The organism is Pantoea sp. X-Soil-TKNS-1207, assembly GCF_059730485.1.
Map to the genome: position 1 here is coordinate 528,315 of NZ_AP035958.1, position 14,755 is coordinate 543,069.

The following is a 14,755-nucleotide window of genomic DNA, read 5'->3' on the forward strand; positions in this document are numbered from 1 at the left end:
AGAAGTTAATCCCCGCTTAGTTGCCGCTCTGCGGGAATTCCTCGATAGTCACCGGCAGATTCATTTTCTGCTCATTGCGCAGAACCTGCACATTGATGATTGAACCCGGACGAATCTCCGCCACCTGATCCATGGTTTCCTGCGCGGAAACCGCCGGTCTGCCGTTAACGCTCAGCAGCACATCGTTGGCCTGAATCCCGGCATGATCGGCAGGACCACCCGGCGTCACTTCGCTGACGATGATGCCCTGCACCCGATCAAGCGTACTGCCCTGACCATGCAACGGCGGCAGCTCGCGCCCGGTAATGCCGATATAGCCACGGATCACCCGGCCATCACGAATCAGCTTATCCATGATTTTGGTCGCCAGTACGGTCGGAATCGCGAAACCAATCCCTTCCGGCGTCTCGCCATCGTTGCTTTTATCAAACGTCAGGGTATTGATGCCCATCAGCTCGCCCAGCGAGTTGATCAGTGCTCCGCCGGAGTTACCCTGGTTGATGGAAGCATCGGTTTGCAGGAAATTCTGACGACCCGAGGAGCTGAGGCCCACGCGTCCGGTGGCGCTGATGATGCCTTGAGTGACGGTCTGACCAAGGTTGTAGGGGTTACCGATAGCCATCACCACATCGCCAATATGCGGGACGCGTTTCGGGTTAATCGGGATCACCGGCAGATTCGATGCGCTGATTTTCAGCACCGCCAGATCGGTCATGGCGTCGGAACCTACCAGCGTCGCTTCAAAGAAGCGGCCATCCTGCAACGCGACGATAATCTGGTCGGCATTATTGATGACGTGTTTGTTGGTAAGGATGTAGCCTTTTCCGTTCATGATCACGCCGGAACCCAGCGTGGTGATGCCGCGATTGTTGTTGCCATGGGCGCTGCGATTATAGACGTTGACTACCGCAGGCACAGCACGGCGCACACCCGGATTAAAACTGAAGGGTGCTTCATCATCAGAGCTGTCATGTTCAATCAGGGCACTGGTGCCCATGCGGAGTGTTGGGATTGCTGCCAGCAGAATGCCCGCAACAATCAGGCCCATCACCACAGAACGCAAAAGTTTAAGAAACATGGTGTTAGTTTAAGCCGGATAAGATCGCAGGGCAGAATAGCATGAGAAAGGCGGACAAACACCTGCTTGTCCGCCTGTTGCGAGGATTATCGCAATAGCAGGTAAATACTTTCGTCGCCACGCACCACATTCAGCGCCAGCACCGGCGGTTTTGCCTCCAGCACTTTGCGCATTTCCGCCAGGCTCTCCACCCGGTTGCGGTTCACGCCAATAATCACATCATCCTTTTGCAGACCCACCTGCTCAGCCGGTGTGCCTTTGGTGATGGCGTCGACTTTCACGCCTTTATCACCGGTTTTGGTGGCGCCATCGCTCAGGGTTGCGCCCTGCAAGGCCGGAGAGAGCAGCTGCGCACTGGCGGTGCTCTGCGCGCTTTGTTCCAGAGTGACGTCAACGGTGATCGGCTTGCCATCGCGCAGCAGGCCAAGTTTCACCTGCTGGCCCGGCGGTGTGGTACCGATTTTCACCCGCAGTTCGGCAAAGCTGGTGATCGGCTTGTCGTTAATCGAGGTGATGATATCGCCCGCTTTGATCCCGGCTTTTTCCGCCGCCGATTTTGGCAACACTTCAGAGACGAATGCGCCGCGTTGCGCATCCACGTTAAACGCTTTCGCCATATCGGCGGTCATCTCAGTGCCTTTGATGCCGAGCTGTCCGCGTTTGACTTCGCCAAACTGAATCAGCTGCTGCGCGAGATTCATCGCCATGTTGCTCGGGATAGCAAAACCGATACCGATATTGCCGCCGCTGGAGGCCAGAATCGCGGTGTTGATACCAATCAACTCGCCATTAAGGTTAACCAGCGCGCCGCCGGAGTTGCCGCGGTTGATGGCGGCATCGGTCTGAATAAAGTTTTCCAGCCCTTCGAGATTCAGGCCACTGCGACCCAGCGCCGAGATAATACCGGAGGTGGCAGTCTGACCCAGGCCAAACGGGTTGCCAATCGCCACGGCGAAGTCACCCACTTTGAGGGTATCGGAGTCGGCGATTTTCACCTGCGTCAGGTTTTTCGCCCCCTGCACCTGAATCAACGCGATATCGGTTTGCTCGTCATGACCAATCAGTTTTGCGTCATATTCGTTGCCGTCGCTCAGCTGAACGCTGATTTTGTCGGCGCCGTTGACCACATGGTTGTTGGTGAGGATATAACCTTTAGCGGCATCGATGATCACACCGGAACCGAGTCCTTCAAAAGGCTGCGGCTGCTGGTTTTGCCCCGGCATCTGACCAAAGAAGCGTTTCAGCGGCTCAGGCAGATCCTGCCCCTGCGCGTTGGTCTCGGTGCCTTCCACATGCACACTGACCACGGCGGGCAACACTTTTTCCAGCATCGGTGCCAGGCTCGGCAGTGCCTGCCCCTGGATTTGTGCCGGAAGAGTTGCCAGCGCGTTCGGTGCGGCGGCCAGACTCATCCCAATGCTCAAGGCTAATGCGCTTAACAGGCGTGCTGGTTTTTTCATTGCTACAACGCTCTCGCTGTGAAAAGGGGATTAAAAACGTGTGACAGTTGTTTGGGGCAAGGGTTCGGTAAACAAAAAGGGCACAGCGTCGCTGTGCCCCAAAAGATTAATTGCGCGGTGCGCGTTCGCCACGTAACAGGCCGGATGCGCCATCGGAGTAATCGCGCGGGATCTGAACCGGCGCCTGATCGTTATCCGCTTCCGCTTCCGTCAGCTGGTAGGCAAACGGGTTCTTCTCGCCAGGCAGATTAGGCAGCAGGTCGTTAGACCCTTTCGCCATATGCTGGTACAGCTGGCGGTAATCACGCGCCATGTTATCCAGCAGTTCCGCACTGCGTGCAAAATGGTTAGTCAGTTCTTCGCGGTAATCCGCCAGCTCTGCTTTGGATTTTTCCAGTTCATACTGCATGGTGCGCTGTTCGCGCAGTTTCTTGTTGCCAAAACGCATTGCGACCGCGCCGACAATAATGCCAATCACTAAACCAATCAGCCCGTATTCCCAGGTCATAATGACTCCCGTGTAATTTCCGTTGCTTCGTAGGGCATTGCTTCTGTTTCAACTTCAATAGTAGTCACTATACCCGTTAATCTATTGGAAGTGGAACTCTGGAGCGGCATCGCTTAGTGTAGAGCGGCCTAATTTTCGACAACCGACACGTGAATCGGACTTTTTCAGGGACTCTGAGAGAACAATGCAAACCTCATCTCCGCTTGCACGCTATGAGCAGGCGCTGTCGCAGGGCGAATTTCGCCCGGATGACGTACAACGGGAAGCGATTACCCGCTTAGATACCATTCAGCAAGGATTGCTGGCGCGCCAGCAACCGGCGGCGCCGGCCAGCAAAGGTCTGTTTGGCCGTATTTCTAAGCTGATGAATAAAGAGAAAAGCAGTAAAGAAGCGCCGGTGCGCGGCCTGTACATGTGGGGCGGGGTGGGGCGTGGCAAAACCTGGGTCATGGATCTGTTTTTTCAGTCTATTCCTGGCGACCGCAAATTACGTCTGCACTTTCACCGTTTTATGCTGCGCGTGCACGAAGAACTGACGCAGTTGCAGGGGCACAGTGACCCGCTGCTGATTGTCGCCGATCGCTTTAAAGCCGAAACTGACATTCTCTGCTTCGATGAGTTTTTTGTTTCCGATATCACCGACGCCATGTTGCTCGGCACTTTGATGGAAGCGCTGTTTGACCGCGGAATTACGCTGGTTGCCACCTCCAACATTCCGCCAGACGATCTTTATCGCAACGGTTTGCAGCGCCCGCGTTTTTTGCCCGCGATTGAGCAGATTAAGCGCCATTGCGATGTGATGAACGTTGATGCCGGGATTGATTACCGTCTGCGTACCCTGACCTCGGCGCACTTGTGGAATTTCCCGCTTAACGATGCCACCCATGCCGAGATGGAGCGCATGTTCCGTGCGTTGTCAGGTAAAGCGCGCGGCGAGGCGCCGGTGCTGGAGATTAACCATCGCAGTATGCCGACGCTGGGTGTGAATGATGGCGTGCTGGCGATTGATTTCCTCACGCTGTGCGGCGAAGGGCGCAGCCAGCATGATTATATTGAGCTGTCGCGTCGCTTCCACAGCGTGCTGCTGTATGATGTGCCGGTGATGATTTATAAGACGGAAGATCAGGCGCGTCGTTTCCTCGCGCTGGTCGATGAGTTTTACGAACGTCATGTGAAACTGGTGGTGGCAGCGGAGACCTCGCTGTTTGAGATCTACCAGGGCACGCGTCTGAAGTTTGAATATCAGCGCTGCCTGTCGCGTTTACAGGAGATGCAGAGCGAAGAGTATCTGCGTCTGCCGCACTTGCCCTGAGGGCAGTGCAAAAAACCTGACGTGGGGCGTAAAAAAGTTCGATCTTTTATAGCGACTTCTCTATAATCTTGCGACCCCACGTTACGGCAAAGGTTTTTCTTCCCAGGAACCTTTGTGATCCGGTAACTCTACCTGAGGGGGTGGGCTTGCTGGGCGAAATGGTCGTGTGAGCCTCAATCGTTAACATAGCGTTTGGGATTTCACCAACGTGTAACTTTATTTGGGTAAGCTTTTCAATGAAAACTTTTACAGCTAAACCAGAAACCGTCCAACGTGACTGGTATGTTGTTGACGCAACTGGCAAAACCTTGGGTCGCCTGGCGACTGAACTGGCGCGCCGTCTGCGTGGTAAGCATAAAGCGGAATACACTCCGCACGTTGATACCGGTGATTACATCATCGTTCTGAACGCAGAAAAAGTTGCTGTAACTGGCAACAAGCGTAACGACAAGATTTACTATCACCACACTGGTCACATCGGTGGTATCAAGCAGGCGACCTTCGAAGAGATGATTGCCCGCCGTCCTGAGCGTGTGATTGAAATCGCGGTTAAAGGCATGCTGCCGAAAGGCCCGCTGGGTCGTGCTATGTACCGTAAACTGAAAGTTTACGCAGGCAACGAGCACAACCATGCGGCGCAGCAACCGCAAGTTCTTGACATTTAATCGGGATTACAGGCAATGGCTGAAACTCAAAACTACGGCACTGGTCGCCGCAAAAGCTCATCCGCTCGCGTCTTTATCAAGCCGGGTAGCGGTAACATCGTAATTAACCAGCGCTCTCTGGAGCAGTATTTCGGTCGCGAGACTGCACGTATGGTCGTGCGTCAGCCGCTGGAACTGGTTGATCTGGTTGGTAAACTGGACCTGTACATCACCGTTAAAGGTGGTGGTATCTCTGGTCAGGCCGGCGCGATCCGTCATGGTATCACCCGCGCTCTGATGGAGTACGACGAGTCTCTGCGTTCAGAACTGCGTAAAGCGGGCTTCGTTACCCGTGATGCGCGTCAGGTTGAACGTAAGAAAGTCGGTCTGCGTAAAGCACGCCGTCGTCCGCAGTTCTCCAAACGTTAATTGTTGCTGCTTCGGCAGACACAGTTGGCACAGGAAACCCGCTTCGGCGGGTTTTTTGCTTTCTCAGGACAGGGATTGCCGCCACAAAAACGCGAGCTTTACCCGCATTTTGCCTGCAAATCACTTTCCTCGCCCCACAAGCTGCTTAAAATCTGGTAAACTGACTGTCACTTTGCGCCCGCAAGCCGGAGCGTTGTGGGGGTTATTTCTGCCAGGATGGCCGAAAAACGCCGCAAATGCTGGCTGTGTGCGAATCTGATGAGCAGGTGAGTCGCCGTGTGGTTGGCTATTCGCAGTAATTTTTTGTGAACAAACTTGGAGGTTTTCATGGCTGTCGCTGCCAACAAACGTTCGGTAATGACGCTGTTTTCTGGTCCGACTGACATTTTCAGCCATCAGGTACGTATTGTGCTGGCTGAGAAGGGCGTCAGCGTGGAGATCGAGCAGGTTGAAACGGATAACCTGCCGCAGGATCTGATTGACCTCAACCCGTACCGCACAGTGCCTACCCTGGTAGATCGTGAACTGACGCTGTATGAATCCCGCATCATCATGGAATACCTTGATGAGCGTTTCCCGCATCCGCCGCTGATGCCTGTCTATCCGGTTGCCCGTGGCGAAAGCCGTCTGATGATGCACCGCATTGAGCAGGACTGGTACAGCCTGATGCGTATCATTGAAACCCGCACCGGTGCAGAAGCCGATGCTGCGCGTAAACAACTGCGTGAAGAGTTGCTGGCCATTGCGCCGCTGTTCGCACGTACGCCGTTCTTTATGAGCGAAGAGTTCAGCCTGGTTGATTGCTACCTGGCGCCGCTGCTGTGGCGTTTGCCGTCTATGGGTGTTGAACTGGCTGGCGCAGGCTCAAAAGAGCTGAAAGGCTACATGACCCGCGTATTTGAACGTGACTCTTTCCTCGCTTCGCTGACCGAAGCAGAACGTGAAATGCGCCTTCAAGCCCGGGGCTAATCTATGGAAATGTCGCAATTAACCGCCCGTCGTCCCTATCTGCTGCGCGCGTTCTATGACTGGTTGCTGGACAACCAGCTGACGCCGCATCTGGTGGTCGATATCAATCTGCCTGGCGTACAGGTGCCGCTCGAATACGCGCGCGATGGTCAGATTGTGCTGAACATTGCGCCGCGTGCTGTCGGCAATCTTGAACTGGGTAACGATCACGTGCAATTCAACGCACGCTTCGGTGGTGTACCGCGTCAGGTTTCAGTACCGATGGCGGCAATCCTGGCGATCTACGCCCGTGAAAACGGCGCAGGCACCATGTTCGAACCGGAACCGGCTTACGAGCTGGCCGCCCAGGAAGAACTGGAAGGTCAGGAAGAGACCATGATGTCGGTGATTGATGGCGATCGTCCGGATGATGCTTCTGACGAAGACAACTCGCCTGATGACGATCCGCCGCCGCGTGGTGGTCGACCGTCGTTGCGGGTAGTGAAATAAAAAACGGGCCAGATGGCCCGTTTTTTTATGCCCGCGTCTTAGTAGACGTCGCGCAGATAGCGTTTGTCTTTCTTCAGCTGGTCGATGTAGGCCGCCGCGCGTTCGCTGGAAAGGCCACCGAACTGACGCACCACTTCATACAGCGCTGAGTCGACATCTTTCGCCATGCGTGATGCATCACCACACACGTAGAAGTAAGCCCCTTCCTGCAACCAGGCATACAGCTCCGCGCCTTTCTCCAGCATACGGTTCTGCACGTAAATCTTCTCTTCCTGATCGCGTGAGAAGGCCAGATCGAGGTGAGTCAGCAGGCCGCTTTGCTGCCACTCGTTCAGCTCATCCTGATAGATGTAATCGTGTTCCTGATGCTGGTCGCCGAAGAACAGCCAGTTTTTGCCTTCTGCGCCCGTAGACTTACGTTCCTGCAGGAAGGCGCGGAACGGAGCGATACCGGTACCCGGACCGACCATGATCAGCGGCGCATTGTTGTTAGCCGGTACGCGGAACGCTTTGTTCGGCGAAATGAAGATCGCAGGCTTCTCACCACGACGCACACGCTCAGCCAGATAGGTAGAGCACACGCCGTTGCGCGCACGGCCACCGCTGTGATAACGCACTGAGGCGATGGTCAGATGCACCTGATTCGGATGCGCCTTCGAACTGGACGAAATGGAGTAGGCGCGGTGCTGCAACGGACGCAGCATGGCAACCAGTTCCGGCACCGACAGGCTGCGCGTCAGTTCCAGCTGCAACAGATCGAGCGTGTCCTTGCCCCACAGCCACACGCCGAGTGTATCTTTATCGTCGTGCTGCAATACGTGGCGCAGCTCCTGGTTGGTGGTGTTCTGGCCCACCCACTCAATCAGTTTGCGCGACGGCTCGGAAATTTCGAACTGATAAGTCAGCAGATCGCCGAGATTACGGTCAAAGCCCGGCACCGGCGTTTCATAATCGGCATTCAGCTGGGTCAGCAGCAGCGTCACCAGCGCAGGATCATTCACCGGGATTACACCCAGCGCGTCGCCCGCTTCGTACTTTAGTCCGCTGTCCGTCAGGTCGAACTCAAAGTGACGGATATCTTTGCCCGACTGCTCGCCCGAGAGGCGCTTGTTGGTCACCAGCGCTGCGGCGTAGGGGTTCTGTTTGTTGCTGCCTGGGATAACCGGGGCTTCCGGTGCGCTTTCCAGCGCATTGCCGCTGCTGCCCGCGCTGGCGGCGAACTGTGGCATGGCGCCGCCAATCCACTCGCTGGAGGGTTCTTCGTAATCAATGTCGCAGTCGATACGGTCAACCACGCGTTTCGCACCCAGCTGCTCAAGGCGCATATCGATAAATTTACCGGCCTGGCAGAAGCCGTCGTAACCGGTATCGCCAATCGCCAGCACGGCGAAGTGCATCTGCTCCAGACGCGGCGCGGTGCTGGCAGAAATAGCCTGCCAGAACAGCTGGGCGTTATCCGGCATTTCGCCTTCGCCATAGGTCGAGGTGACGATCAACACATGACGCATGGTAGCGAACACATCAATATCCACTTCACCCAGCGCCTGAACTACCGGCACCAGACCTTTGGCACGCGCGGCTTTAGCGGCCGTCTGGGCCAGCGCCTCGGCGTTACCCGTCTGTGAACCGAACAGGATATGCAGCTGAGTGGTGGTGGCAGCACCGGCGCTCGGCGCCGCCTGCTGCTTGTCTTCTAACACCAACAGGCGTGAGTGGAGACCAGCGAGAAAGCCCGCCAGCCAGTATTTCTGCTCACCGTTAAAAGGTGCATCTTCAGGAATGTAAGGAATCTTCATGGGTACTTTTACTCAATCCCGTTCATGTCATGTTCAGCAGCAAGGGAGGCCGGACGGCCTCTCCCACAGTATTTAGGGTACAGATGCAGCTATCAGGATAATTTTCCGACAGCCGCTGCGATTTCCGGCAATGCAGCACGGGCAAACAACTCTTCGAAATCAGGCAGATGGCCCAGCACCTCGCGGTTGCAGGCGTCCTGATAGATGATCCAGCCGTAGGTCGCCAGGCTGTCCATCGAGCGGATGTTGCGTTGCGTCAGTGCAGCTTTGTAATCCGACATACGTTTCGATGCGATCAGGCTCGCCAGTTCGTCATCGTTGTAGTTCTCGATAGCGGCGCGTGCGTGACGTTGCAGCTTGCTCACCAGCGAGAAATCTTCCGTCATCAGCAGGTTACGTACCGCTTTCTCGACTGCCGGATCTTCCACCGAAGTGCCTTTCGGCAGCTTGCTCAGCGCCAGTTGCTGCGCGAAGCTCAGCACGGTGTAGTTATTCAGCAGAACGAACATCTCCAGCGTGTCGGTGGCACCATAAGCCGGTACTGCGCCGTCAGCAATGGTTTTGCCAGCACGCCAGGCGGATTTGAACTTCGCCACCTGATGCGCCGCCAGCGACGTTGACAGTTCTTCCAGCAGATCCTTACGCGATTTGGCCTTCAGAATCTCACCGCCGTCCTGATAAAGCAGCAGCGAACGCGGCATCACATACACGAAGTGCTGACACTCGGTTTCCCAGTTCGCCAGCAGCCAGGCGGCGCGCGGCGAGTTGGTCGCTTCCAGATGCCAGTTCAGCATGGTCAGCACCGCTTGTTTGTGCACTTTCGCCATTTCGTCTTCGTCAGCGATAGAACCAAACAGCACGGAGTCACCCGCCGCGTGTGCTGCCAGCGCACCGTACGGGTCGTACTGGTAGGCAAAACCGCCGCTCATGCCGTTGCCAAAGCCTTTGCCGAAGGTGCCGAGGTTCAGAATGGCACCGTTGGTCATATATTCACAGCAGAAGTCACCCACGCCTTCAACGACGGCGGTGGCGCCTGAGTTACGTACGGCGAAACGGTCACCGGCCTGGCCCTGCACAAACAGACGACCACCGGTTGCGCCAAACAGCGCAAAGTTACCGATTAGCACGTTGCCGTCGCTGTCCTGTGCGCCGCCGCCCGGTGACATCACCACCAGTTCGCCGCCACACTGACCTTTGCCGACGCCATCGTTACAGGTGCCGTAATGTTTCATCTGCATACCGTCGTTGCAGAATGCGCCAAACGACTGACCCGCAGAACCGGAGGTATGCACCAGAACCGTGGCCGGGGCCAGATAACGGCGGCCGCGATCGTCTTTCATCGCCGCCGGGATGGCTGCCAGCTGCTGCGCCGACAGCTCGTGGTTCAGCATACGTTCGATATCGATTGCCAGCTGACCGCCCACGCTCTTGTTACGGTTGTTCAGGGTGATGCCTGCGCCCAGCGCGATTTCACGGCTGCCTTTGGCTACCAGCTGATCTTTCAGCTGCTCAAGCCAGCCATCATCCAGTTCAAAATCTTTTTCCAGATAGACCGGTTTCGCGATCTTCTGCTCTGGCACCACGGTCAGCATGGCGCGCAGATCCAGCTTGCCGACTTCCAGCGGGTGATCCATCAGGTGCAGCAGGTCAGAGCGGCCACGCGCTTCGCGCAGTGAACGCAGACCGAGGCGGGCGAGGAATTCACGCACTTCCTGCGCCACGTTGATGAAATACTGCGCCAGCTGACGCGGGTCGCCATCAAAGGCTTCGGCATTGGTCGTCAGACCGGCCGGGCATTTGACGTTACAGTTTTTCGCCATCACGCATTTCAGCATCATCAGCGCGGTGGTGCCGAACTCGAAGCTATCGCCGCCGAGCAGAGCCGATTTGATTACGTCGCTGCCGGTCTGCTGCGCGCCGGAGCAGCGCAGCTGGACTTTGTCGCGCAGGCCATTGGCACACAGCGCCTGATGGACTTCAGCGATCCCGATTTCAGCCACGCGGCCGGTGTATTTCAGGCTGGTTACCGACGCTGCGCCGGTACCACCGGTGTTGCCGGCGACGTTGATCACGTCTGCGCCCGCTTTCGCCACGCCAACCGCGATGGTGCCGATACCTTCGGACGACACCAGCTTAACGATGACGCGTACGCGCGCGGCTTTACAGTCGTGGATCAGCTGCGCCAAATCCTCGATGGAGTAGGTATCGTGGTGCGGCGGCGGTGAAACCAGCTCAACACCCGGTGTACCGCCACGCGCTGCGGCGATCTCAACCGTCACTTTCGCTGCCGGTAACTGACCACCTTCGCCAGGTTTTGCTCCCTGGCCGATTTTGATTTCCAGTTCTTCCAGCATGGGATCGGCGAGGTATGCCGCCCAGACGCCAAAGCGACCGGATGCCAGCTGTTTGATACGTGACGCGCGGATGGTGCCGTGACGTGAATAGTGTTCGCCACCTTCACCACAGTTACTCATGCCGCCCACCATATTGGTGCCGTGGGCGACTGCCTCGTGCGCCGGGGCGACCAGCGCGCCGTGACTCATCGCACCGGAGGCGAAGGTACGGGTAATTTCGTGCGCAGGCTGAATCTCTTCCAGCGGCAGCGAAGGCAGGGCGGTGAAGATGCGGGACAGATACTCTGCCGCTTTGCCGTAGGCGGTGATATGCAGCGCGCCATTTGCCACGTCGCTGTTTTCGATATCGTCAGCAAAACGGGTTTTCAGCGCGCGCGCCAGCGCCGCCAGACGCTCGCTTTCCGGCTTCAGGCCAGCGATGGCATCAACCAGACGCAGGGTAAACTGGTTCAGGCTGCCTTCCACCGCTTCACATTGCAGACCACGCGTCGCGAAGCCGTTGTTCACCAGCGAATAACGCCCCAGCTTGCGGCCAAATTCGGCTTCGCTGTCAACGTGCGTCAAATCCGCCGGTAAGGCGAGGATGTCGCGCAGCGCGGCCGGACGACGTTTACGTTCGGCGTACATCAGGCTGGAGAACTGACGGTAATCCGGCGTGATGGCGAAGCTATCGATGACGTCGTTCGGGATACGCTCAAAGCTGCTGTCTTTAAAGGCTTCGGCTTTGATATTGAAGGCGTTATCCAGCTTGGCCAGCGTCATCAGACGGATAAAGTTGTCCTCTTCGCGTGCTTTATCAGCAAAACGAATCGGCTGCTCCGTCATATCAATAAAGGTACGCACCGCGATGGTGCCGTAGGAGTGACCGGCGCCTTCAGCACGTTCTTTAAACAGGCCGAGCAACGGCACTTCCGCTTCACCCTGGATTTTCAGCGAGCTTTGATGCCAGTCCACCGCCATTTGGGCGATAGCCGGGAAGCCTGCGCCGCCAACCGGGGTTTTGATATTCGGGAAATATTTTTTCAGCACCGGATCTTCGGTATCAAGGAAGTTCGGTTCGAAGAATTCACCGCAGCTGTAACTTTCTACGGTACACAGGCCCACTTTGCCCATGGTTTTCATCAGCGCTTTTTCTGCGGCTTTGGCATAGCGTTTAAAGGCTTTGTTACCTTCTTCGCCTTCACCAAACTTCTCTTCGGCACGCATCTGCACGCCGAGCGGATAGATGGCGGACGCGCCAAAGCCCAGCGCAGCTGCGATATGGTGTGAAGAGATGCTTTGTCCGCTTTCAACGACCAGCGAAACATCCAGGCGCAGACCTTCCTGCACCAGACGCTGGTTGATGGCGGAAACCATCAGCAGCATCGGGATTGCCGCATGAGTCGAGGAAATATGGCGGTCAGTCAGCACGGCGATGCCGCCCTGCTGGCGGGCAAAATCCACAACCTGTTGCGCCAGGTCGTCAATGGCTTTTTCCAGCGCCGCGGCGTTGGCGGCACGGCTGACGATGTCTTTGCCGATCACCGGCTCATACAGCATTTCGAAGCGCTGGTAGGGCGCGACTTTCTGCTCGCGCAGACGCAGCATATCAAGGTGCGTCAGGATCGGCGTAGGCACCACAATCTGCTGGCCTTTGCTGCGGCCCAGATGCGGTTTGGCACCCAGCGCCACGCGCAGCGTCATGCCGTCCGCTTCACGAATGGAATCGAGCGGCGGGTTGGTCACCTGCGCAAAGCGCTGTGAGAAGTAGTGCGCCATGCCGCCTTCATGATCGGACAGGCCGTTGATGGCGTTGCCGTAACCCATGGCCGAGATCTTCTCAGCGCCGGTTTGCAGCATCGGGTCCATCATGAATTTGAAGCTTTCCTGGTTGTAGTAGTAGGCCACAAAACGCTGATAGGTTTTGAGGTCGCCGCGGTAGCGCAGCGGTGAGCCGAGGATCTCCGCCGGGACTTCCGGCAGGTCCTGCAGGCTGATACGCGCAGCGCTCAGCAGGGCAGGGTAATCTTTCTCAGCGGCCAGTTTTTCCAGCGCTTCAACGGTGGTGTAGGAGCGTTTTTCTTTGTGATCGTAATACAGCATACCGCCCGCTTCGATACGACCGCGGCGCAGGACGCTCTCTGGCGGGAAAGCAATCTGACCCGCTTCTGACATGGCACCGATATATTCGGCGGTCTCGACGGAACGCAGCGGACGCAGACCGAGACGGTCCAGACGCGCGCCGATCACTTCGCCGTTACCAAAGATCAGGGCAGCCGGGCCATCGTTCTTCTCTTCATACAGGGAGAAGTATTCCAGCATGGCGCGCACCTCGGTGGAGAGCGAAGTATCGTTCTCCCAGGCGGGCGGCATCATGGAGACCACGGCGTTGATCAGGTCGAGATTATCTTCCATCAGACGGCTGTGGATGCTCTGGTCAAGACGTGAGCTGTCTGACTGACCTTTCGGACGCACGATTTTCTTACCGCGCGCCAGCGCCAGTGCCGATTCGGCAATGCGGTTTTTACGATCGGTGTTCAGTTCACCGTTGTGCGCCATCAGGCGGAACGGCTGCGCCATGGTGGTGTGCGGATCGGTGTTGGTGGAGAAACGGGTATGGAAGAACAGCCCGCGCACCTGATGATCCGCATCGGTCAGATCTTTGAAGTACGGGATCACTTCATTGGAGTTGAGACGGGCTTTAAACACCTGGGTGCGCGAGGAGAGCGACAGCGGATAGAGGCCGCCAAATTCGCTTTCAGTGAACGCCTGCGCCTCAATGTCCAGCAGCGCACGATAGATGCGTTGCTCAAATTCGTTTTGGCTGGTGATGTCCTGCGGGGCAGCAAACACCCATTGCACGATCGGCAACTGGAATTGCAGCGCGGCCGGGCGCGTTACGCTGCCGTCGAGCGGCATGTCGCGTTTCACCAGCACCGGGAAGTTATAGGCTGCCAGCGTCTCTTCAACCAGACGCTCCGCATTGGCGCGCAGTTCGGCATCTTTCGGTACAAAGAAGTTACCGACGCCGAAACGGCCTGCTTCCAGCGCCTGACCGGTGATTTTGCGGAAGAAGTGCAGGGAAAGGTCGACGTTTACGCCCGCGCCATCGCCCACGCCTTCTGCGGACATCCCGCCACGGTGCGGCACTGTGCACAGTGCGCTATGCGCCATCTGCAGGATCTCATGAGTCTGCTCGCCGTCCTTACGGGTAATGAAACCTACACCACAGCTATCACTGCCAGCTGATGGGTCATACAAGCCATAGGGATAAGGTTTTTGAGTGGACATTGAGGGTCTCCTTAAACTGCTTTTGACATTACCTGCATTATTTCAAGCACAGAGCACTCTGAGTCAGCTCACAGGCGCTGTATCAATTTCTACTCGCTCGGCAATGAGCGGGCGTCGCAACACCGAGCATTTCCTCTCAAGAAACAGTATGGACGTCCTTGATGAGCTGCTCTTAAATCCGGGTCTCTTAACTGGAGATAACTTGCATCTAGAGGGAGTCTTCTTGCTGCATAGATATGCCGAGACACTGGCCCGACAGGAAAGCTTCCAGCGGAATTCCAACTTATCGGGAAAGCGTACTCAGGTCAAATAGCCAGCTTTATTGAGGGTAATATGCTTTTTTGTGGGTTAATTATATGATTTTTATCGTTTATTTTCGCAAATAGTTGTCAGTGTGCACCCACACAAACCCGCAGGAAGTGTGAGCCGTCTCACTGTGGTGCAGC

At 56.5% G+C, this 14,755-nt stretch carries 10 protein-coding genes; 5 read left to right on the forward strand and 5 right to left on the reverse strand.

Going from position 1 to position 14,755, the window contains the following annotated elements; translation table 11 throughout:
- Positions 1 to 16 precede the first annotated feature (16 nt).
- The 3 genes from degS to zapG all read right to left on the reverse strand — a co-directional run bounded on the left by degS (position 17) and on the right by zapG (position 3,046).
- The gene (degS, locus tag AC6I8V_RS02335) at positions 17 to 1,078 is read right to left on the reverse strand and encodes an outer membrane-stress sensor serine endopeptidase DegS (RefSeq protein ID WP_497844341.1); all 1,062 of its coding nucleotides are present in this window, start codon (positions 1,076 to 1,078) and stop codon (positions 17 to 19) included.
- An 86-nt stretch (positions 1,079 to 1,164) separates the two neighbouring features.
- A complete protein-coding gene (gene degQ / locus AC6I8V_RS02340) occupies positions 1,165 to 2,538 on the reverse strand; it encodes a serine endoprotease DegQ (RefSeq protein WP_497844342.1) in 1,374 nt (457 codons plus the stop codon).
- A 106-nt stretch (positions 2,539 to 2,644) separates the two neighbouring features.
- Positions 2,645 to 3,046, reverse strand: coding sequence for a Z-ring associated protein ZapG (gene zapG, locus AC6I8V_RS02345; protein WP_497844343.1), 402 nt, complete (start codon positions 3,044 to 3,046; stop codon positions 2,645 to 2,647).
- Between the two features lie 184 nt (positions 3,047 to 3,230).
- On the opposite strand from zapG, the gene zapE reads away from it, so the two are divergent.
- From zapE to sspB, 5 genes are all read left to right on the forward strand, one after another.
- Positions 3,231 to 4,358, forward strand: coding sequence for a cell division protein ZapE (zapE, locus tag AC6I8V_RS02350; protein WP_497844344.1), 1,128 nt, complete (start codon positions 3,231 to 3,233; stop codon positions 4,356 to 4,358).
- 236 nt (positions 4,359 to 4,594) lie between these two features.
- On the forward strand, positions 4,595 to 5,023 hold the full coding sequence (rplM, locus tag AC6I8V_RS02355; protein ID WP_013507644.1) for a 50S ribosomal protein L13: 429 nt from the start codon (positions 4,595 to 4,597) through the stop codon (positions 5,021 to 5,023).
- 15 nt (positions 5,024 to 5,038) lie between these two features.
- The gene (gene rpsI / locus AC6I8V_RS02360) at positions 5,039 to 5,431 is read left to right on the forward strand and encodes a 30S ribosomal protein S9 (RefSeq protein WP_013507645.1); all 393 of its coding nucleotides are present in this window, start codon (positions 5,039 to 5,041) and stop codon (positions 5,429 to 5,431) included.
- A 327-nt stretch (positions 5,432 to 5,758) separates the two neighbouring features.
- Positions 5,759 to 6,400 carry a stringent starvation protein SspA gene (gene sspA / locus AC6I8V_RS02365; protein WP_497844345.1) on the forward strand — a complete coding sequence of 214 codons (642 nt, stop codon included), beginning with the start codon at positions 5,759 to 5,761 and terminating at the stop codon, positions 6,398 to 6,400.
- A 3-nt stretch (positions 6,401 to 6,403) separates the two neighbouring features.
- The gene (gene sspB / locus AC6I8V_RS02370; RefSeq protein ID WP_497844346.1) at positions 6,404 to 6,889 is read left to right on the forward strand and encodes a ClpXP protease specificity-enhancing factor; all 486 of its coding nucleotides are present in this window, start codon (positions 6,404 to 6,406) and stop codon (positions 6,887 to 6,889) included.
- Between the two features lie 38 nt (positions 6,890 to 6,927).
- On the opposite strand, the gene AC6I8V_RS02375 is transcribed toward sspB, so the two are convergent.
- Together AC6I8V_RS02375 and AC6I8V_RS02380 are read right to left on the reverse strand one after the other, a co-directional pair.
- Positions 6,928 to 8,685 carry a sulfite reductase subunit alpha gene (locus AC6I8V_RS02375; RefSeq protein WP_497844347.1) on the reverse strand — a complete coding sequence of 586 codons (1,758 nt, stop codon included), beginning with the start codon at positions 8,683 to 8,685 and terminating at the stop codon, positions 6,928 to 6,930.
- 92 nt (positions 8,686 to 8,777) lie between these two features.
- Positions 8,778 to 14,309, reverse strand: a complete 5,532-nt coding sequence (locus tag AC6I8V_RS02380; protein WP_497844348.1) for a glutamate synthase-related protein — start codon at positions 14,307 to 14,309, stop codon at positions 8,778 to 8,780.
- Positions 14,310 to 14,755: the final 446 nt, after the last annotated feature.

Coding starts and splice junctions, on each gene's coding strand:
- AC6I8V_RS02375 (WP_497844347.1), bottom strand. CDS start 8,685: ATGAAGATTCCTTACATTCCTGAAGATGCACCTTTTAACGGTGAGCAG.
- AC6I8V_RS02380 (WP_497844348.1), bottom strand. CDS start 14,309: ATGTCCACTCAAAAACCTTATCCCTATGGCTTGTATGACCCATCAGCT.
- sspB (WP_497844346.1), top strand. CDS start 6,404: ATGGAAATGTCGCAATTAACCGCCCGTCGTCCCTATCTGCTGCGCGCG.
- rplM (WP_013507644.1), top strand. CDS start 4,595: ATGAAAACTTTTACAGCTAAACCAGAAACCGTCCAACGTGACTGGTAT.
- zapG (WP_497844343.1), bottom strand. CDS start 3,046: ATGACCTGGGAATACGGGCTGATTGGTTTAGTGATTGGCATTATTGTC.
- rpsI (WP_013507645.1), top strand. CDS start 5,039: ATGGCTGAAACTCAAAACTACGGCACTGGTCGCCGCAAAAGCTCATCC.
- degQ (WP_497844342.1), bottom strand. CDS start 2,538: ATGAAAAAACCAGCACGCCTGTTAAGCGCATTAGCCTTGAGCATTGGG.
- sspA (WP_497844345.1), top strand. CDS start 5,759: ATGGCTGTCGCTGCCAACAAACGTTCGGTAATGACGCTGTTTTCTGGT.
- degS (WP_497844341.1), bottom strand. CDS start 1,078: ATGTTTCTTAAACTTTTGCGTTCTGTGGTGATGGGCCTGATTGTTGCG.
- zapE (WP_497844344.1), top strand. CDS start 3,231: ATGCAAACCTCATCTCCGCTTGCACGCTATGAGCAGGCGCTGTCGCAG.